Origin of the sequence: Streptomyces sp. NPDC051172, assembly GCF_040682555.1 — a bacterium.
Lineage (GTDB): Bacteria > Actinomycetota > Actinomycetes > Streptomycetales > Streptomycetaceae > Streptomyces.
Genome location: NZ_JBFBBE010000154.1, coordinates 1 through 18625 on the forward strand (window position 1 = coordinate 1; position 18625 = coordinate 18625).

General features: G+C 68.4%; 20 protein-coding genes and 1 pseudogene. 7 read left to right on the forward strand and 14 right to left on the reverse strand.

All coding sequences use genetic code 11. The features are described from left to right. The 4 genes from AB0N07_RS44835 to AB0N07_RS44850 all read left to right on the forward strand — a co-directional run. Positions 1-433, forward strand: a 433-nt coding sequence (locus tag AB0N07_RS44835) for an NUDIX domain-containing protein (RefSeq protein ID WP_365845674.1), incomplete at its 5' end; no start/stop codon positions are given. Next, entirely contained in the window at positions 430-1440 is a 1011-nt protein-coding gene (locus AB0N07_RS44840; protein ID WP_365845677.1) for an NAD-dependent epimerase/dehydratase family protein, read from the forward strand. The genes AB0N07_RS44835 and AB0N07_RS44840, both read left to right, overlap by 4 nt. Beyond that, positions 1437-2795: a D-arabinono-1,4-lactone oxidase gene (locus tag AB0N07_RS44845; RefSeq protein WP_365845679.1), complete on the forward strand. Its 1359-nt coding sequence runs from the start codon at positions 1437-1439 to the stop codon at positions 2793-2795. Before AB0N07_RS44840 ends, AB0N07_RS44845 begins: the two co-directional genes overlap by 4 nt. 722 nt (positions 2796-3517) lie before the next feature. Beyond that, complete coding sequence (locus AB0N07_RS44850) at positions 3518-3742, forward strand: transposase (protein WP_365845714.1); 225 nt, start codon at positions 3518-3520, stop codon at positions 3740-3742. 106 nt (positions 3743-3848) lie between these two features. Here the strand turns inward: AB0N07_RS44850 and AB0N07_RS44855 are convergent, their stop codons facing one another. The 7 genes from AB0N07_RS44855 to AB0N07_RS44885 all read right to left on the reverse strand — a co-directional run bounded on the left by AB0N07_RS44855 (position 3849) and on the right by AB0N07_RS44885 (position 10440). Further along, the gene (locus AB0N07_RS44855) at positions 3849-4601 is read right to left on the reverse strand and encodes a class I SAM-dependent methyltransferase (protein WP_365845681.1); all 753 of its coding nucleotides are present in this window, start codon (positions 4599-4601) and stop codon (positions 3849-3851) included. Between the two features lie 6 nt (positions 4602-4607). Beyond that, the gene (locus AB0N07_RS44860) at positions 4608-5636 is read right to left on the reverse strand and encodes an LLM class flavin-dependent oxidoreductase (protein WP_365845683.1); all 1029 of its coding nucleotides are present in this window, start codon (positions 5634-5636) and stop codon (positions 4608-4610) included. Continuing rightward, complete coding sequence (locus tag AB0N07_RS44865; RefSeq protein WP_365845685.1) at positions 5633-6118, reverse strand: VOC family protein; 486 nt, start codon at positions 6116-6118, stop codon at positions 5633-5635. Before AB0N07_RS44865 ends, AB0N07_RS44860 begins: the two co-directional genes overlap by 4 nt. Then, positions 6118-7167, reverse strand: coding sequence for an aromatic ring-hydroxylating dioxygenase subunit alpha (locus AB0N07_RS44870; protein WP_365845687.1), 1050 nt, complete (start codon positions 7165-7167; stop codon positions 6118-6120). Before AB0N07_RS44870 ends, AB0N07_RS44865 begins: the two co-directional genes overlap by 1 nt. Positions 7168-7555: 388 nt before the next feature. Further along, positions 7556-8929 carry a cytochrome P450 gene (locus AB0N07_RS44875; protein WP_365845689.1) on the reverse strand — a complete coding sequence of 458 codons (1374 nt, stop codon included), beginning with the start codon at positions 8927-8929 and terminating at the stop codon, positions 7556-7558. A gap of 126 nt (positions 8930-9055) precedes the next feature. Beyond that, entirely contained in the window at positions 9056-10234 is a 1179-nt protein-coding gene (locus AB0N07_RS44880) for a cytochrome P450 (protein ID WP_365845692.1), read from the reverse strand. A gap of 35 nt (positions 10235-10269) precedes the next feature. Next, positions 10270-10440 carry a hypothetical protein gene (locus tag AB0N07_RS44885; protein WP_365845694.1) on the reverse strand — a complete coding sequence of 57 codons (171 nt, stop codon included), beginning with the start codon at positions 10438-10440 and terminating at the stop codon, positions 10270-10272. Positions 10441-10972: 532 nt separating this feature from the next. On the opposite strand from AB0N07_RS44885, the gene AB0N07_RS44890 reads away from it, so the two are divergent. Both AB0N07_RS44890 and AB0N07_RS44895 read left to right on the forward strand, forming a co-directional pair. Further along, positions 10973-11620, forward strand: a complete 648-nt coding sequence (locus AB0N07_RS44890) for a histidine phosphatase family protein (RefSeq protein ID WP_365845696.1) — start codon at positions 10973-10975, stop codon at positions 11618-11620. A gap of 2 nt (positions 11621-11622) precedes the next feature. After that, complete coding sequence (locus AB0N07_RS44895) at positions 11623-12912, forward strand: glycosyltransferase (protein ID WP_365845698.1); 1290 nt, start codon at positions 11623-11625, stop codon at positions 12910-12912. A gap of 253 nt (positions 12913-13165) precedes the next feature. On the opposite strand, the pseudogene AB0N07_RS44900 reads toward AB0N07_RS44895, so the two are convergent. From AB0N07_RS44900 to AB0N07_RS44920, 5 genes and pseudogenes are all read right to left on the reverse strand, one after another. Then, a pseudogene (locus AB0N07_RS44900) lies at positions 13166-13512 on the reverse strand (phosphotransferase); the annotation flags it as partial. Positions 13513-13582: 70 nt separating this feature from the next. Beyond that, a complete protein-coding gene (locus tag AB0N07_RS44905) occupies positions 13583-14962 on the reverse strand; it encodes a hypothetical protein (RefSeq protein ID WP_365845700.1) in 1380 nt (459 codons plus the stop codon). 102 nt (positions 14963-15064) lie between these two features. Further along, a complete protein-coding gene (locus AB0N07_RS44910; RefSeq protein ID WP_365845702.1) occupies positions 15065-15487 on the reverse strand; it encodes a nuclear transport factor 2 family protein in 423 nt (140 codons plus the stop codon). A gap of 70 nt (positions 15488-15557) precedes the next feature. Continuing rightward, positions 15558-16394, reverse strand: coding sequence for an EamA family transporter (locus AB0N07_RS44915; protein WP_365845704.1), 837 nt, complete (start codon positions 16392-16394; stop codon positions 15558-15560). After that, positions 16394-17617: a Glu/Leu/Phe/Val dehydrogenase dimerization domain-containing protein gene (locus AB0N07_RS44920; RefSeq protein ID WP_365845706.1), complete on the reverse strand. Its 1224-nt coding sequence runs from the start codon at positions 17615-17617 to the stop codon at positions 16394-16396. Before AB0N07_RS44920 ends, AB0N07_RS44915 begins: the two co-directional genes overlap by 1 nt. 230 nt (positions 17618-17847) lie before the next feature. Between AB0N07_RS44920 and AB0N07_RS44925 the strand changes: the two genes are divergently transcribed. After that, positions 17848-17979, forward strand: coding sequence for a hypothetical protein (locus tag AB0N07_RS44925; RefSeq protein ID WP_365845708.1), 132 nt, complete (start codon positions 17848-17850; stop codon positions 17977-17979). Between the two features lie 95 nt (positions 17980-18074). Here AB0N07_RS44925 and AB0N07_RS44930 read toward each other — a convergent pair whose 3' ends face one another. Beyond that, a complete protein-coding gene (locus AB0N07_RS44930) occupies positions 18075-18251 on the reverse strand; it encodes a nuclear transport factor 2 family protein (protein WP_365845710.1) in 177 nt (58 codons plus the stop codon). A gap of 21 nt (positions 18252-18272) precedes the next feature. Next, positions 18273-18458 (reverse strand): hypothetical protein, encoded by a 186-nt coding sequence (locus AB0N07_RS44935; protein WP_365845712.1) that lies wholly within the window; start codon positions 18456-18458, stop codon positions 18273-18275. Positions 18459-18625: the final 167 nt, after the last annotated feature.

Consider the following 18625-nt stretch of genomic DNA (forward strand, 5'->3'; position numbering starts at 1 on the left):
AGACCGCAGACTTGCGCCCGCGACCAGCCCGAGTATCCCCACCCAACCGCACGCCAGAGCCTCCGACCAGGCATGTTCGAAGATGGCGATGACTCTGTGGATACCGGGCGGCCGACTGGCCAAAGGAGAAGGCCTGGTCCACTGCGCCGTTCGCCACGTGCGCCAGGAAATCGGCCTGGAGATCACCGAACCGACCTTCCTCGGAGCAGCCAGCACCAACTTCGTCACCTCGGCCCACGGCACCTCCTCCACCCACACGGTCAACCTCACCTACGCGGCCACACTCAGCGACACCACCGATGAGCCGCATCTGGACGAAGCACACACGGCTTATGTCTGGTGGCCGATCGACCGCCCCCTTCCCCACCCGTATCTGCGCCAGTGGGCCCACTCACTCGCACACCTGACGACACCCCAGGAGGACAGGGCATGACGACCCTGCCAGGAAAGCGCGTACTGGTCACCGGTGGATGCTCGTTCATCGGATCCCACCTCGTCGAGCGACTGCTCCAGCTCGGAGCCGACGTCGTCGTCGCCGACAATCTCAGCACGGGCCTCCTCGAGAATGTCGAGGCATGCCGCCAGGACATCAAGCTGCTCATCAGTGACCTGCGCGACCCGGAGGCGGCCAGGACGGCCGCCGAGGGAGCGGAGATCGTCTTCCATCTGGCAGCCGACCACGGCGGTCGCGGCTACATCGACACCCACGAGGACGCCTGCGCCAGCAATGTTGTGCTGGACACCAACGTGATCCGCGCGGCCGCCGACGCCGGCGCGGAGAAGTTCGTCTTCACCTCCTCCGGCTGCGTGTACCCAGTCGGCCTGCAGACCGCGGACGGGCCGCTCACGGAGCTCTCGGAAGAGATGGCCGGGCCGCCCTACCACCCCGACGGGATGTACGGATGGGCCAAGCTCACCGCCGAACTCATGCTAGGCGCAGTGGGCAAGTCGCGCGGACTCGACTCGGTCTCCTGCCGCCTGTTCAGCGTCTACGGCGAGCGCTGCGGCGAGAGCCACGCACTGACAGCGCTGGCCGGCCGCGCCTTCCTCGGCCAGGACCCGTTCGAGATCTGGGGCAACGGAACCCAGGTCAGGAACTGGACGCACGTCACCGACATCGTCGAGGGACTGGTCCTGGCAGCCCAGCACCTGGGTGGTGCGACCCCGGTCAACCTCGGCTCCAGGGAAGGCCACACGGTACTGGAAGCCGTCCTGCTGCTGCTGGAACTGTCCGGCGGCAACCCCGAGATCCGCCCGCTGCTGGACAAGCCGACCGGACCGCTGCGCAGGGTCGCGTCCAACGACCGCGCAAAGGACAAGCTCGGCTGGGAGCCGAAGGTCGAGTTCGCTGACGGCCTCGCCCGGCTCTACAACTGGTACGCGAAATCCCGTCAGGGGCTCGACCTCGCAAGCTTCGAGCAACGCCTGGGCCTGAAGTGAATCCTGCCGACTCGTCGGCGACGCCACCGCCCGCCCCGGCCCGCCCATGGCAGAACTGGGCCGGCAATGCGGGGGGCCGCCCAGCCGCATGGGCAGCCCCCCGTCACCCGGACGAGGTGTGCGCGCTGGTGGCCGAGCACCACGATCGGGGGCAGCCGCTGTCCGTGGTCGGGGCCGGCCACTCCTACGCGCCGCTGATCAGTCCCGAGCGGCGCACACTGGTCAGCCTGGAGCGCCTCTCCGGGATCACCGCGCAGACCGAGACCACCGTCACCGTCGCGGCCGGCACCACCGTCCAGGAACTAAACCGCCTGCTGCGGCAACGCGGGCTGGCGCTGCCCGACCAAAGTGCGATAGCCGAGCAGACCATCGCCGGCGCGGTCGCCACCGCCACGCACGGCAGCCGCCCCGGCGCCGGGTCGCTGTCGCAACTGGTACGCGGCCTGCGCCTGGCCACGCCCGCCGAAGGGCTGCTCGACCTGGGCGCCGACGACCCCGAACTCGACGCGGCCCGCGTGCACCTTGGAGCACTGGGCGTGGTCACTGCCGTAACCCTCGAAGTCGAACCCGAGCGCACCTTCCGGCGCACCACCTTCGTCCGGCCCTGGAACCACGCGCTCGAGGAACTCCCCGCCCTGCTCAGTCACCCCCACGCCGGCATGTGGTGGTTCCCGCACAGCCCCCACGTGATGGTCTGGACAGCCGAGCCGGCCACGGGGGCAGAGCACCAGCGTCGTCCCATTCCAGCCCGCAGGCTCATCGACGCGGGGCTGCGCAACTCGATGCGCCGACCCTGGCGGGCGCGGCTGACCGCGGGGCCGACCGCACAGCTCCTGGCGCGGGCCGCCCCGGTCTCCGGCAGCCGTGAGGAGCTCCTGGTCGGCCAGCCGCCACCGCGCCAACTCGCGCTGGAGTACACAGTCCCGCTGCAGCACACCGCGGATGCCCTCACCGCGCTGCGGGAGATCGTGACCGCCGATCGGGCCCCGATCGTCGCGCCGGTCGACATCAGGTTCTCCGGAGCCGACAGCGGCTGGCTCAGCCCCACGTTCCAGCGCCCCGGCTGCCATCTCGGAGTGGCCGCCTACCTGCCGAGGAACGGCCGGCCGGACCTGCGTCACTTCCAGCGCATCGACAGTGTCCTGGCGGCCTTCGACGGCCGGCCGCACTGGGCCAAGCTCCACTTCCGCAACGGCGCCCAACTCGCTGCCGGCTACCCGCGGTGGGGTGCCTTCCAAGCGCTGCGTCGGCGCTGGGACCCGCTCGGCCTGCTCTGCGGCCCCTATCTGGCATCGCTGTTCGGCGATGGCACCCACGACCCGACAGGGAACGAGTCCCGTGCACACGGACCGTAGCGGGGAGCGCCGCTGGCCGTAAACCGCCCTCCTGTGCGCTTTCACGATCACCGTGGGCGGCACCACGCTGCCCACGGCTCTGTATGTGCTGCACCAGCAGCGCCTGGGCTTCTCCTCGTTCGTCTCCACGCAGATCTTCGGCAGACGGGGCGGGTGTGATCACCGCGCTGCTGGAGTTCGGCCGCCTCTCCGACACCATCGGCCGCAAGCCCGTGCTGCTGGCCGGCTGACTCTGTCGGCCGCCGGCTCTCTGCGTTTCCTGCACGCGCACTCCGTCCCCGACCCGGCGGCGGGACGCCTCCTGTCCGAGCTGGTCGCCGGTGCCGCGACGGTGACGGTCATCGAACTCACACCCCTGCCGCAGCGGCCGAGCGCATCCGTCGCCGCCACCGCAGCCAATCTGGGCGGACCGGGCTGCGGCCCGCTGCTCTCCGGCCTGCTCGCGCAGTACAGCGCCGACCCTCTGATGGCGGTCTTCGAGACCACCTGGCGCTGGTGGCCCTCGTCATGCCTACCGCGGCGGCAAGCCGGCATCCGCACTGCTGGCCCGACTCCGCTCCGCTCCCTTCGCCCCTGTCAGCCTCCCCGCCGACGTCCTCATCGCGCTCGTCACCGCGCAAGTCCAGCTCCTGCGCAGTCTGCGGGCCGCCTGTGAACGCCCAGCTCGAGACGACCATCAAAACCGTCTTCCCAAGACACCTCAGGTCCTCCTCCTCGCCGAGCTGCCGGGCGTGGGCACCATCAACCTTGCGCAGCTGCTTACCGAGGTCGGCCCAGTCCTTGACCGCGTCGAGTCCGCCGGACAAGGCGCCGGCGAGTGCGGAGCCGCACCGGTGACCAAGGCCTCCGGGAAGACACACGGCGTCTACATCCGGTGGGCCGCCAAAACACGCGCTGGCAAGACAATCACTGCCTTCGCTCACAACTCCCGCATGCGGTCGCCGTGAGCCGCCACCCTCTTGCAAACGCCCGCGCACGCGGCAGGGGCTGATGGAGGTTCGGGTGACAGGTCGGGTCAAGATGTCACCCGAAGCTGCATCAGCCCCTCACGATTCAGGCGTCGCCGACTGGCGGCTTGGTCGCTGTGATGACCTGGGCGAGTGGGTTGGCGTTCCACTCGTCCCAGAATCCGGTGTCGTGATTGGACATTCCCTCCTCGGTGGGTTTCCAGGGATGGAAGTGGACGTCGGTCAGCCCAGCGGAGGTCAAGGCGTTCTGGTAGGTCGTGTCTGACCACCATGTGCATCGAATGGTCAAGGGGGAGGCGAGGTGCAGGGTGAAGGTGAACGTGTCGCCGTCGCTCAGGTCGCTTGGCCACTCGTAGGTGTAGCCGTACTTTGCGCTCATCGGTCGCTGTCGGTCGTAGCCGCTTCGTGGGATGTCGGCTACGAGGCGTCCGCCGGGGCGGAGATGCGCGGCGATGCGTGCGCACATGGCGTCCAGCGCTGTGCGGGTGGGTGCGTAGTTGAGCAGGAATGCGGCGATGACCACGTCGAACTCGCCCAGGATGGGCATGGTGGTGATGTCGTGGACCAGGAACTCGATGTTGTCGTGGGTGGCGAGTTCTCGGGCTGCGTCGATCATTTCGAGTGATGCGTCCACGCCGACGACCCGGTTGGCGCCAAGTTGTGCGGCGATGTTGGTGTAGAAGCCCGTTCCGCAGGCGAGGTCCAGTACGTTGCGTCCGATGAGGTCGCCGAGTTCTCTGCGGAAGACGGGGTATTCCGCCCATGCTCGGATGAGTAGGCTGTCGCTTGCGGCGTAGCGGTCCGCGAGATTGTCGTATTGTCGTGATGTTTCCGTCATGGTGTGCTATCTCTCCTTACGCGTCGGCGCCTTCTCCGCGGCGGCGGCCAGCAGTCCGAGTTGGTCCGCGCCGACCGGACCAACTGGCAGAAGTGCCGCCTCGGTCACACCGGACTGACGCATGACACGTAGGCGCTCCACGCATTCCTCGGGAGTCCCGGCAACGGCATAGGCCTCGACGTACCGCGCGTCGAGCACGTCAGCGGCGGGCTTGCCCGCGCGAAGCTGAGCCATCGCGGCGTCGAATTCCCGGCCCGGGATTCCCGAGTAGTCGCGGATCGCGGAGATCACTGCGGGGAAACCGCCAGAGAGGTGGTCGACGAGCATCAGCAGAGTCCGGCCGATGTCCGTCGCGGCCACGCGCCGGGCGGAGGCGCCGTCGGGATCGACCGAGCACGGGATGATCTGGGTGACATCGAACGCGGTCCGCCGCGTGGCCGCCAACTCGACAGCCCAGCGGGTGTAGTTGGGTGGACACATGTCCGAGATCAGCAGGCCGTCGCCGAGTTCGGCGGCAAGCTGGACCGCCCGTGGGCCCATCGCCGCCACGTAGACCGGGACGGCCGAGCGAGGCTCACCGGACAGAATCACACCCTTGGCGGACAAGGCGGCACCGTGGTGGTCGACCCCCTTCTCGGTAAGCGTTGCTCGCAGGATGGCGACCGCGTCACGCATGATCGTTGTGGGCCTGGCTTCGATTCCGAAGTGCGCGGCCTGAGTTGCTCCGGAACCGATTCCGACGGCGAACCGGCCGCCACACAGATCGTCGAGCGCTTTGGCCTCAGCGCCGATCTGCAGAGGATGCCGGCTAAATGGGGTGAACACCCCTACTCCCAGCCCGATCCGCTCGGTGGCTTGCGCGCACAGCGCCAGCGTGGGAACGACGCTGCGACCGAACGGGTTCTCCGAGAACCAGACCCGGGAGAACCCGAGGCGCTCGGCGGCAAGCACCATCGCGACGCACCGCTCGACGCCGGTCTCACCGTCGAACGCCAGTGACAGCCGCGGCAGTTCTCCGCTATCCGCGTCCCTCATCGATTCTCCTTCGGGACCGGCGTGCCCCATAGCCGTCGCACCCGGTCGAACACCTGTTGCGCGTGTGAGAACTCGATGTTGTTGCCGTCGGGGTCGGTGATCATGCAGACGTAGCCGACCGGAAACGGGATGTCGGTCGGCGGCATGCGTAGGCAACCCGCGGCTGACGCCTTGGCCGCGATCGTGTCGACGTCTTCCCGCTGCGGCACTTCGATGCCTAGATGCGCGAACGGCGCCAGGTGCGGTTGTTGTCGCCCACGGTCGGTATGAAAGGTGACCAGCACCAGCACAAACGGATCCAGCGCCTGGCCGTCGTTGGACAGCCACAATGACCTACCCGTGTCGTCGGCGAACTCGGCAACCTTTACCAACGGGGTGAATTCGCTGTACCAGGCGAGAGACGCGTCGACATCGGCCGCCGGCAGCGCGACATGAGTCCAGCGTGGCCGCGGCGGCCCGTGGTATGAGCTGCCCTCGCCCATTACTTGACTCCTGCCGTGAGTTGGCTGGCGGTCATATGGCCGATTCCCTTTTCCAACAACGAGCGGAAGTCGCGGCGCCAGGCCAGCGACGCCCGGTCGGCAGCCACGCTCACCAGGCCCGACACCAGCGGCAGCGGGCCGGCGATGGCCTCCATCTGACGCTTGTCCTCCGCGGCGATGGCGTGGTCGAAGGCGAGCACATCCTCGGGCGGGATCGACCCGTCATCGTTGCGCCACACGATGAACGTGAAGTAGCACGAGACATCGTCGATCGGGGTGGACAGCAGGTAGAGGTTGTGCTCCAAGCCCGAACTGTAGGCCACTGTCGACCGCACAGCGAAGGGCAACGCGTAGCCTGTTGTCATCCGCCGCTCCACCACGTCCGACGACTGTCCGCTGGCTGTGTGCGCGATCTCGGGGTTGCTCGATCGCACCTCGTAGATGTAGCCGCAGAACCCGTCGGGCAGCATCTGCATGCTGTAGGGCGGCACGACCTTCTCGCTGCCCACCCCCAACGTAGCCGGGTGCGTGTATGGAAAATGGGAGATGTCCATGAGGTTGTCGACCAGCCGGGAGCAGGACACCTGCCACACGTCGACGGGTGTGTTGAGCCTGCGGTAGCGCGGGTCGTCGTCGTACGGACTTGCCGGGAGGTCGGCCACTGGGTCTGCCAGGGCGACCCAAACCAGACCGTAGCGCTCACGGGCGTGATACGGCTGGATATGCGCCGACGTCGGGATGACGTCGTCCGGGCCCGCGGACGGTACACGCATGCAACGGCCGGTTCCATCGAATTCCCACCCGTGGTACGGGCATGCGATGCGGCCCGCCGTAACGGTTCCCCGCGACATTGCAGCCTGGCGATGCGGGCAGATGTCGGGCAGGCACGCGGGGTTTCCCGCGGAGTCCCGAAACACCACGATCGGTGTCCCGAGCACGGTCCGGGCGAGCGGGCCCGCCTCGATGTCCTCCGACTGGGCAACGGGGTGCCAGAAGTGACGCAGAACCGGATTGGAGCTGAAGTATGATATGTCTTCTTTTGGGGGCATTGCGGGCACTCTTCTCGCTTGAATGGGCATCATGCTGCGACGGAAGTGGACCAGCGCGGGCGCAGCCGCGTGGGCGGTGCGTATGGCTTCGGCGACGAACTAGGCTGCACCGCGAGTGGAGTTCGATGACCTTTGTTGGGTCGGCGACGGTACGCCGTACCTCCTTGCGAAGGTCGGTCCTTTCGTTCCCCGCTGGGCCGAACCCGGCGCGCGAGTTGGCCCCGTAAAGGGCTCTCCGCGTGTCTTGGCCCGGAAACGGCACGTTCGCGGCCCGCGCGTGTGGGGCTCACGCCGTCCCCGGTCAAGAGTTGGCACCGAGATCCGGACCATCCCCACCTGCTGCCGCCCAGGCCCTCGCCCTCACGCCGGCACGTGGCCTGCGCGCCGCTCAGCCCCCGCCAGGCGCCCGCAGCCGGTAACGGACCCTGCACGGACGCGTCGGCCACCGCGTACGCGCACCCCGTACTGGCACCACCTCATCAACAAGAGTGAAGTCGTAACGCTGCAACAGCAGCGTCATCACAACCTTCATCTCCAGATAGGCGAAGCGCACCCCCAGGCATCGGTGCAGCCCCCCGCCGAAACCGATCAAGTCAGCAACGCCCTGCGGAGCGTCGAGGAAACGGTCCGGCCGGAACACACCAGGATCCGGATACTCCTGCGCAAGCCGATGCGAGATTGCGGGCGAAAGGAACACCATCGTCCCCGCCTCCACCCGGTAGCCACCGAAAGACATTGCCTCGACAGCCTCCCGCGCGAGCATGAATGCCACCGGGTGCAGACGCTCGGTCTCACGCAAGGCCCTCTCCAGGTACGCCAGCCGGTGCACGGCCCCCACCGACAACCCACCACCCCAGGCACCCGCCTCCCGCGCCTCGACGCGGACACGCTCCAACTCGCCGGGATGGGACAGCAGATCAGCAAAAGCCCAGGCAAGGTGACCGGTGGTCGTCTCATGCCCGGCCCAGATCAGCATCAGGACCAGGTTGGCCAGCACCAGATCCGAAACCTCACCGCCATCTGCGTAGCGGGACTCAGCGAGCATCTGGAGGAAGTCCGGCGGATCGACCGGATGCCGCCTGCGATGGTCGAGCAGCCCCAGCAGATCCCGTCGCAGCACCTCACGCGCCCGCCGGCTGCGGACCAGCCGCGGCACCGGCAGCCAGCCCGGCAGCACCGGATCCATACCGCCCGAGAACGCCCGGAAGAGAGGAAAGAACCCCCTGACGTGCTCACTCGCATCCGCCCCGAGGAACGCGTCCGCCGCGATCCGCATCACCAGCACACCGAGCTCGTCGACCAGGTCGAGTTCACCGCGCTCGCCCATCCGGTCCATCAGCCGCCGGGTGTGGTCCTCCATCACCGTCACATACGCATCCAACTGCCGGGACTGGAACCGAGGGAGCACCAGATCCCGCTGCCTGCGGTACTCCTCCTCCCCCGCGAAGAAGTAGAACCCCTCATCGAACATCCGCACAAAGAACGGGTATGCGGAGCGGATCGACAGACTCCGGCCGGTCCCCTTCAGTACCCTCCGGTTGTGCTCCGCCCCCAGAACAACCACCACCGGACGCCGCCCCATCCGTAGCGCGAACACACGGCCGTGCTCGGCATGACCTCGCTCCAGCAGCCCGACAGGATCACGCAAGAACGTCGGACCATGCCCCACCACGGGTAACGCCCCCGACACCACGGGAGGACCGGCCACCGAGACAGGGGCGGGATCACCGGGAAAGCCCCGGCGCGCGTTCAGACTAGCCATCAAGGGATCTCTCTCCCGCAAGCGGACACTGACCACCGGAACGCCCCCACAGGCGTCCCACAGTTCGGAGCGGAGCGCTCCTACCACCGTCCGACAGGACGGGGAACCCGGATTCCCGCGAAACCTTCACCACTCAACCGGCAACCGCGCGACGCTGTACTCCACGAACGTCTGCCTCCAGGACAACTCCTCCTCCGCCACCGCCAGCCGCAGCGACGGCAACGTGCGCGAGATGACAGCAAACGCCGTCTCCAACTGCATACGCGACAGCGCCGCCCCGATGCAGTGGTGCGGGCCGTACCCGAAGGACAGCGCCCCCTCCGGCCCCGGCCGCGACGGGTCGAAAACATCGGGCTCGGCGAAGACAGCCGGGTCACGGTTGGCAGCCACCAGGACGGGAACCGCCGCCTCCCCTCGCCGCACCGTCACACCGCCGATCTCCGCATCCTCCACAGCAAGACGCGCAAGCCCCAGCACCGGGTGCGGAAAACACCGCAGCGCCTCACCGGTGAAATCCGCAGCGAACCCCTCATCCAACCCGATCCGCCGGAACCAGTCACGGCGCCGCATCAGCGTCAGCAGCCCCGAGCAAAGCACCGCCCGGGTGTTGAGCATGCCTGCGAACATCAGCTCCATGACGACCACCGGAAGCACCTCGGCCGGGAACGCCCCAGCGTCCACCGCCGCGGCGAGCGCACTGGTGGCATCGTTCCCCGGCTTCCTGCGCTTGGCCTCCACCAGCCGCACCGTGTAGCCGAACACCTCCGCCGCCGCCCGGTCGAACTCCTCCTTCGTCACCTGGTCAGGAACAGCCAGCGGCCACACCTCGTGCCGGAAGAACCCGTAGTCGCTGCGGGGAACCCCCGCCACCAGCGCCGCCGACAACGCCGGCAATACAGTGGCGAAGTCCTCCACGAAATCAGCCGAATCCCGGCCGTGCGTCATCTCCGCAAGGAGCTCCGCCGCCAGATCGGCCGTATCCTGCCGCAGCAGCCCGATCCTGCGCGCCGTCAGGTGAGCCATGACAGGCCTGCGCCGCTCTTTGTGCCGCGCCCCGTCCATGTTGACCATGCTCAGCGGGTTGTCGGACCAGTCCGCCCCGGGCAGTGTGCGCGGCGACCCGGCTGCGGTCAGGTCACGGCTGAAACGGCGGTCCCCGTAGAGCTGTTTGACGTCCGCGTAGCGCAGCACCAACCACATCACGTCACCGCTGGGCATGACGGCCTGGCATACCGGCTCCTCCTCGCGCAGCCGGTTGAAGCGGGCGACGAGATCGGTTCCGGGCAGTAGGGGAAGGGAGATCATCGGCGGACTTCCCTCTCTGAAGGGGCGAGGAACATTCATGTCGGATCGTCTGCAAGGGCCTTCGCGCCGCGGGTGACCGACCAGGCCACGACGCCGTCCGGCAGGTTCACGCGCACGGCGGGACCGGCGGCCCGGAGTTCGTCGAGCTGGTCGTACAGGCGCCTGCCGGCGTCGAGAGTCACGGTCTCTGAGGGAGTACTGGTCACGTCGTAGCTCCTGGCGGTTCGGCTGCGATGCGCAGGCATGTCGCGGATACGTGGGGCGGGCGAAAGGAGTGGACGCCGGAGGAAGGTGTGCATGGGCGCACCATCGTCACATCAGAACGGCAGCACCCTAGGGCCGCACCACAGGGGCAGGGACAGATCCCCGAACGGGGACCTGTCGGGTATCAGGCACGTCTACGTAGATTCCTGGTGCGCCAACTGTCGCCGCCCGAAGCCCAGTTGGCGCGCCAAGTACTCCGGTGCCGAACCGGCAAGTGGGTCATGATTCCTGATGACGTAACCACCCCGTCCTTCCCGATGCCTCGGGCGCCCGGACGTGCCTTCGATCCGCCGCCGACGCTGTACCGGCTTCAGCGCGAGGCGCCCCGTGAGCCGGGAGCGGTTGTGGGAGGCAGCGTCAGCTGGCTGGTGAAACGCCGGTCGTGGCAGTGGCGGTCGACGGCGATTTCGGCTACCCGGTGTCCCGGCTTTGACCGCCCGCGATGAGACTCCGGCTACTGACGAGGTGATGGCGGTGACCGAGCTGATCCTGGTCCGGCATGCGCAGGCGTGGTGCAACGTGCACGACGTCATCGGCGGCCCAGACGGATGCCGGGGATTGACCGAGCGCGGCCGGGCGCAAGCGCGGGCGCTGGCCGATCGGCTGAAGGGGGAAGCCGAGCAAGCCGATGTGCTGTACTCCAGCCCGCGTTCGCGTGCCCTGCAGACCGCCCGGCCGGTGGGCGACGCGCTCGGCCTGCCGGTGCACATCGACGAGGGTCTCCGGGAACAGGACTTCGGCACGGCGGACGGGCAGCCCCGATCCGTGCTCCACCATGGTTTCCGAGGTAATCCCGTCCTGGAACCGCGGCGCATCCCCGCTCGGGGCGCGGAATCCTGGGTGGCATACCGGACCCGCGCCGGCCGGGCCCTGGACCGGTTGAGCCGGTTTCACCCCGGCGCGCGGTTGCTTCTCATCTGTCACGGAGAAACCGTCAACGCGGCGCAGCACATGTTCTTCGGCCTACCGGAGGAGTGGCCCGGGCCACTCCCGGTGACCGTGGCGAACACAGGCATCACCCGCTGGCGCCGGGTCGCGTGGGACACCCACCGGCCGGAACTGGGCACGCGGTGGGATCTCCAGGCGCACAACGACACCGCTCATCTCAGCGAACCCGGCTGACCGTGCATGCCCGCCCGGAATTGCCCAGCGACAGTTTCACCACCGACCCTGCAGAACAGCAGAATAGAGGCGCCATGCGCGTACTATTCATTTCCGACCACGGCGACCCGCTCGCTCTTCCCGGCTCGGATTTTCAGGGAGGGCAGAACGTCTATGTGCGCACTTTGGCCGAGTCTCTCGCCAGGTCGGGGTGCACCGTTGACGTCGTGACCCGCTGGGAATCGGCCGATCTTCCCGAACGAGAGGCCATCACGGACGGTGCGATGGTCATCCGGATCCGGGCAGGAGCCCTGGCCCCGATTGCCCGCTACAGCTTCGGTGAAGTGCTCAGTCAATTCCACGATGGTGTTGACAGCGTGTTCCGGGCCGCGCGGAGGTACGACGTCGTGCACAGTCATTACTGGTATGCGGGGCAATCCGCCTTGCGCTTGGCGGCGAGTCACAACGTTCCGGTGGTGCATACCCATCATTCCATGGCGATGGTGCGGTACGGCGGCGGCGCGGATCCGGCCGGTGACCGTGACCGGAAGCTCGTCGAGACGCGGCTCCGCGCGGAGGAGGAGGTCAGCCGGCAAGCCGATGCGGTCATTGTCAGCTGCCCCGCGGAAGCCCGGGACGTCGCCTCGGCAGGCGCGTGCCGAGAGCGAATCCGGCTGGTGCCGCCCGGAGTCGACACCACGGTGCTGCGCCCCCGCCCTCAGGACGAAGCCCGCGCGGCCCTAGGTATTCCGCCCGGCATTCCGCTGATCGTGTTCGCCGGGCGGCTCGAGGCGCGCAAGGGGGTTGAGGACCTGATTCACGCGTTCGCTCTAGTCCGCGACGAGCTGCCAGCAGCTCGGCTGCTCGTCGTCGGCGGAGGCAGCGCGTGGAACGGCTCCGACGAGATCGCCCCGGTGGCCGCACTGGCGGAGCGGCTCGGAATTCGCGGCAGTATCCGATTCGAGGGTTCCGTTCCGCACAGCGAGATCTCCAGGTATTACAGTGCTGCCGATGTCACTGCCGTGCCCTCGCACTACGAACCTTTCGGGCTGGTCGCCATCGAGTCGATGGCCTGCGGGACCCCGGTCGTGGCCACGCGCGTCGGTGGTCTGGCTTCGACGGTGGGAGAGGAGAGCGTCGGGACACTCGTGTCGGTCCGCGACCCGGGGCAGCTCGCATCCGCATTGCTGCAGGTTCTCGAGCGCGGGCGCCGGCAGTTCCACAAGGCGTGCCTCGACCGGGTCGCCACCCAGTTCACAGTGACGGAATGGACGGCGGGTGTTCGCCGGGTGTACGAATCCGTGGCCCGATGACTTGGGACCTTGGCCCGGATTCTTGGACCCGAGCTATGCGGCTTGGGCCAGGGTAGTTCCTGTCGTGGCTAGTGCCGTGTCGTAGGCGATGGGACTGCGTTGTCCGAGGCGGGAGTGACGCCGTCGGGTGTTGTAGCGCTTCGGCGAGCACCGCGCCGAGCGCGGTCGGCGGCACGGCAATGATGTCGAAGTCCACGGACGTACCGTACGGCTCGATCGTGCCCGCGCCGATAGTAGCCCCGCGCCCGGCCGCCACATCGAGGTCGGCCGGGCCCCAGGAGATCTGCCCCCAGTCCACCACCCGGTGATCCGGGGCCCCGTCAGGCTTGGGGACGCCACGTCGAACAGCACGTTGCCGAGGTGGAAGTCCCGGTGCAGGAACCGCCTCTCATGGGACGGCGCAGGCTTGCGGATCACTTCTACCGCCGCGGCCCATGCCGCCGCGTCGGCGCCGTCTGGAGGAACGACTGCGTCGGCGGTCGTCCACGCCTCATACTCTCGGGGCCGCTCGGCGGGTCGCAACGCGTGGATCGCCACAAGTTGACGGGCCAACAAGGGGACGCCCACCTCCAATCCCTCCTCATCGAGGACCGTCCGGCCCGCACGAGCACCCCAGTCACGGACTCACACCGACCTGCGACCGCAGGATGAATCGATCTCACTGGAATGGTCATCGTCCGTCGGAGGGTTGCGCGGAGGGCGGGAGCGCCAGGTCGAGGAGGGCTTTGAGGGTTTGGCTGTCGAGGGCGCTGTCGAGGTGGAGGGAGCGTCGTAGAAGGTCTCCGACGTCCTTGGGGTCGAGTCCGAAGCGCACACGAGCGTCCAGGCAGATCTCGCCGAAGAGTGCGGGGGCGAGTCGGGGCTCTCGCAGGATGTACCAGTCGATGAGGTGCACGACGTCGCGCCGGATGTCGCCCAGGAGAACATCCTTCGAGTCGTCGAGGTCTTCGGCATCCCGGGCGAGTCCCCCGAGCACCGCTTCGATGATGGTGGTGCGCACGGCGGCGAGGGGGATGAAGCCGTCGGTGCCGTCGTTGATGGCCAGGGCGGGCCACCAGGCCAGGTTCGCGGCCTGCTCCTCGCGCCTCGTACTGCTGCCCCAGGTGAAGAGGCGGTTTTTCTTGGATTCCTCAGCGTCCTCGAGGCTGTCGGCGATGATCTTCGTAAGACGGTTGTGGTCCTCAACCAATCCCCGGGGCTGCTCGGTGCCGAATGCCGTCGTGGCGGACAACAGCTTCTCCGGGCCGTGGGTCCGGCGGTACTGCTCGGCCCAGTCACGGGCGACCGGTCGAGACCACCGTGGCCCCTCGGCCGTCTCGGCCTGGGGCGGGGGCAGGTCCTTCCGCCCGTGCTTCGGAAGCGGCAGGTCCTCCAGGTCCAGTTCGGCGATCTGCGCCAGGCCGGCGCGGTCGACGAAACGGGCCGAGTCGAGTTCCGGTGTCTGAAGATCGACGATGCACTGATCGAGCGGCAGGGAAGTGGGCGTGCGGTGGGAGGCCCACAGGGCGAGATGCTCACGCCAGTGCGACAGCGGTCCCTCCGGGGCCCTGAAGTCAGCGATCTTCACAACCCGCGCGGCGTGTGACGTCGCCGGGCGGGCCAGGATGTCGATGGCGGTGACGGTGACAGCGTCCGCCACCGGCCGCGCATCGTACCCCTCGTAGGCGCGGTCCACGATCTGCTGGGGCCGGTACCAGCGGGTCCCATCCCACCAGTAGCCGCCATACCGGTACAGGAACCCGTTGTTCCCGTACATCCACTCGTGGTGCAGGCCGCTCATGTCTTTGTCGTGAATCAGGAGAACGATCCGCCCATGCTCGGGGTGCTGATGGACCGCCCAGGCGTAGTCACGGTTCTTCGTCTCGGTGGTGAACGCCACCCATCCCCCACCGGGCAGTCGGTCCGTGCGCCCCCACAGTCCCTCACCCTGATTACGACCCATCCGCTCAATAGCGTCAGGATTGTCCAGGAGCAGCCGCTCGTCGTTGATGAACGGCAGGCCGGGAACCGGGTGATCGGTGCGTAACCCGTTGGCAACCGGTTGGATCATGCTCACGAAAGTGCCTTCCTTCTGGGGCTCTCGGGCCACTTCCGGCCGTGCTCCGCATACAGCTACGGTCAGACGGCAGGATCGGTTCGCCACCGGGGGCGGCTATGCCTCGCCGACCGGGCCGGGCGGGGAGGCGGCGGCCGGTGACAGGTGTTCGTGCACGGCGAGCCAGCGGCCGTCCTCCTCCCGGCGGAAGACAATGGTCTCGCGTTCGTGGAGGGTCGCCTCGCCGACGCGGGTCGAGATCCGCGTCTCGACGGAATGGGTGAACACCGCAGTGTCGTCCCAAAGTTGGGCCATCCGGTCGTAGGAGAGGCAGTTCAGCACCCGGAAGCCGTCCTCGGCCGCCCAGCGTGCCAGGACCCGCCGGTACTCGGCCACGGACTCGATGCGCTGCTCGGCTGTATGGAAGACGAAGCTGGCGTCCGGGGCGAACGCCTGGAAGTAGTCGGTCAGGCGTTCCTCGGCATAGGCGGCCACGAGGTAGTCGGCGGCCTGGAACACCTGTTGCTGATCGTCGCTCATGCGGGTGTCACTCCTGAAGGAAGCGAGGTGCTTCGTGTAGTGGCGGTTGACGGGACTTTCCCAACAGGCCCTATACAGCGATCAGGAGCAGCGCTCCGGCTCCCAGGCAGAGTCCGAGCGCCTGATGAACGCTGACGCGTTCACCGTCGAGGACCAGCGCGAGGACGACGGTGGCCGCCGGATAGAGGGAGACGACCGGTCCGACCACGCTCAGCAGCCCGTTGTCCGCCGCGAACAGGTAGAAAGCGAATCCGGCCGTGTCGAGGACGCCGGACAGGACGACGGACAGCCACGGCACCTGTGCGGCGGCTGTCCGCGGCCGGCCGTGCAGGGCGCGGGGCGCGGCACACAGGATCGAGCAGGCGCGGGCGCCAGCCAGCGGCCACAGGCCGGCGTCCGGTCCCGGGTGGGAGAGGAAGACCAACTGGATTCCCAGCGCCGCACCCGTCGCCAGGGCCAGCAACAGCGTGCGCAGGACGACGGTGCCCTGCCGGATCCGCCCCGCGAGGCTCACCAGCGCGACCGAGCCCAGCGCGCAGCAAACACCGCACAGCGCGAGCGGCCCGGGAGCCGCCTGGAGGAACAGACCGACCGCCAGGGGAACGACGGCCACCGTCACCGCGGTGACAGGCCCCACAAGCACGATCCCCTCGGACGCCATCGTCCGGTAGAGCAGCACCATGCCAAGCAGTCCGAAGGCGCCGGCTCCGAACCCCCAGGCAAGCTCGGACAGTTCGGGCCCGCGCGTGGCGGTCGCCGCCAGCCAGACGGCGAGCACCGGGATGGAGAGGAACTGGGAGAGGAACACCACCAGATGGGCGGGTACGTTCCGCGACGCCCTGGCGCCGCAGTAGTCCGCCGCTCCCCAGCCGACCGCCGCGACCGCGGCCAGCAACATGGTGATCATCAGGCGCCCGGCCGGTTCAGCAGGACGTCCCGTCTGGCATCAGCCAGGTGGCGGGCCGCCTGGCGGGGCGTCCACCCCGCGTCCTCGGCCAGCTTCAGCGTCTCTGTCACCAGGTCACGCAGTGCGCCCCGCACCTTGGCCAGGGAGGACTCGGCGTCCGGTGCGACATCGCCGTAGAGCACCCACCACCACCAGGCATTGGTGCCTGAGTTGGCGACGACGTCGGGAACGACGACACAGCCGCGGGCGCGGAGCCTGTCCTCGGCGGCCGCCGTCACGGGAAGGTTCGCGGCCTCCACGATGTAGCGGGCGGTGACCCGGTCGTGGTTGGCTTCGTGGACGGTGTAGGAGGTCGCGGCCGGGACCAGCACGTCGGCCGCGAGCGAAAGGCAGTCGTCCCGGTCCAGGAGGATGTCGGCGGAGCCGAGCCGGCTGCGGTCGATGGCTCCGTGCGGGCCGCGGTGGCGCAGCATGTCCTCGACGGCCAGGCCACGGGGGTTGGCGACGGTGCCGTGGACGTCCGAGATCCCCACCACCCGGATCCCCGCCGCGTGCAGGAAGCGGGCCGTCGACCCGCCCATGGCGCCGAACCCCTGGACGACGGCGGTGGCGGAAGACCGGGGTGTCCCCTCCCGGTCCAGAACGGTCAGGGCGGCCTCCGCGACCCCGCAGCCGCCGACGAGTTCGGCGAGCCTGATGCCGTCCACCTCGACGGCGAACGCGTCGGCGAAGCGTTTCCGCGCCGCTTCCGGGTCGTCGAGAGTCGCCACCACGGGGGTGATGCAGCCCTCCACTCCCAGTTCGCGGAGCACCTCGTCGATGAGCTCGGTAGTCGTGCCGAGATCATCACCCGTCGCCCAGTGGTTCGCCACGTACGGCCGAATGAAGGCCAGGAAGCGGGTGAGCACGCCGCGTGCCTCGCTGCTGAGCGGGTCGCAGTCGATCCCGCCCTTGGCGCCGCCCATGGGGAGGTAGCGGTGCTCGGGATCGTAGTGCAGCGCCTCCTTGACGCTCATCGCCGCCGCCAGGTCCCTGACCTCCTCCTGGCAGCAGCCTTCGCGCATCCGCAGGCCGCCGCTGGCCAGGCCCCGGACTAGCCGGTCGACGACGAGAAACCCCTGGCGTCCTGTGACGGGGTCGGTCCAGGTGAGGGAGGCTTCGGGAGGTCGGGACGAGGTGCCGCCGGCGCGGACCGCGGGCGGGGCGAGAAGGCCGCTGTTCACAGCAGTGGGCTCCTAGCGAAAGCCGATGAGGACGGGCGGAGGAGCACGTGGTGGCGGTCGACGGAGATCCGGAGCGGCCACTCGCGCGCTCCGACGGTAGTTGCGGCCACTGATCGCTGGGCAGTCCCCTGTCCTGGGGCGTCCCGGCCCCCCTCTTACGGGACCACCGTGGCGCGTCCCACGGGCGGTCCACCCAGTTCAGGCGTGTCCGCGGCGCAGCACCGGCCCGCATGCCCGCTCCACCGGATCTGGCGCGACCTGGGCACCGCCTCCCGGCACGGCGTCGTCAACCCGACCTCGGCCGGGCGATCTACGGCCGCACTCTGCTCGGCATCGCCGCACAGTCCACGTTCATCACCTGACGCTGCGGTGAGCGGCGAGACCGGAACGGAGTCCTACCGGCTCGCCCGCACCAGGCGAACAAGACCAACGGGCTGAGGTGAACACCTGCCAAGGATCAGGAGCTGAGATGCTCATGCAGCATCTTCAACTCGCCGTCCCGGCGCACGATGACGTTGGTGCCCCGGCCCTGTCGACGGGCGGCATCTGCCCGGACTGCGGCGAGCCGGCGAGCCGCGTGCACGACTGCTACCGGCGCAGGCTGACCGCGACATCTGCGGTGAGCACAGGCCACAGGGGTTCGGGCCGCACTCGGTCAGATCGCCACTGTCTGGCGCAGCCGCCGATGGGATCCGAGGTGGTGCTCCATGGCGGTGATCAACCCTTCCGATTTATCCCAGACATTGCGGTTCTGGTGCACCCACTGCGCTGCTTCGCGCCCCAACGCGGCCGCTTCCTCGCGATGATTCCGCACCCATCCCAGCTTCGCGGCCACCGCCACTGCGTCCGGGACTCCTCGAAGGCCGTCGCAGGGCAATGGGTCGTGACCGAGTCCGGACCACTCGGCGCGCTCCCCAACGTCGCTTCCTTGATCGTTTCAGGATGACTGCGGTCGTGGTGTGAGTGGGTGGAGCTGGAGGGTGTAGGTGACGCGTTCGGTGGCGGGTT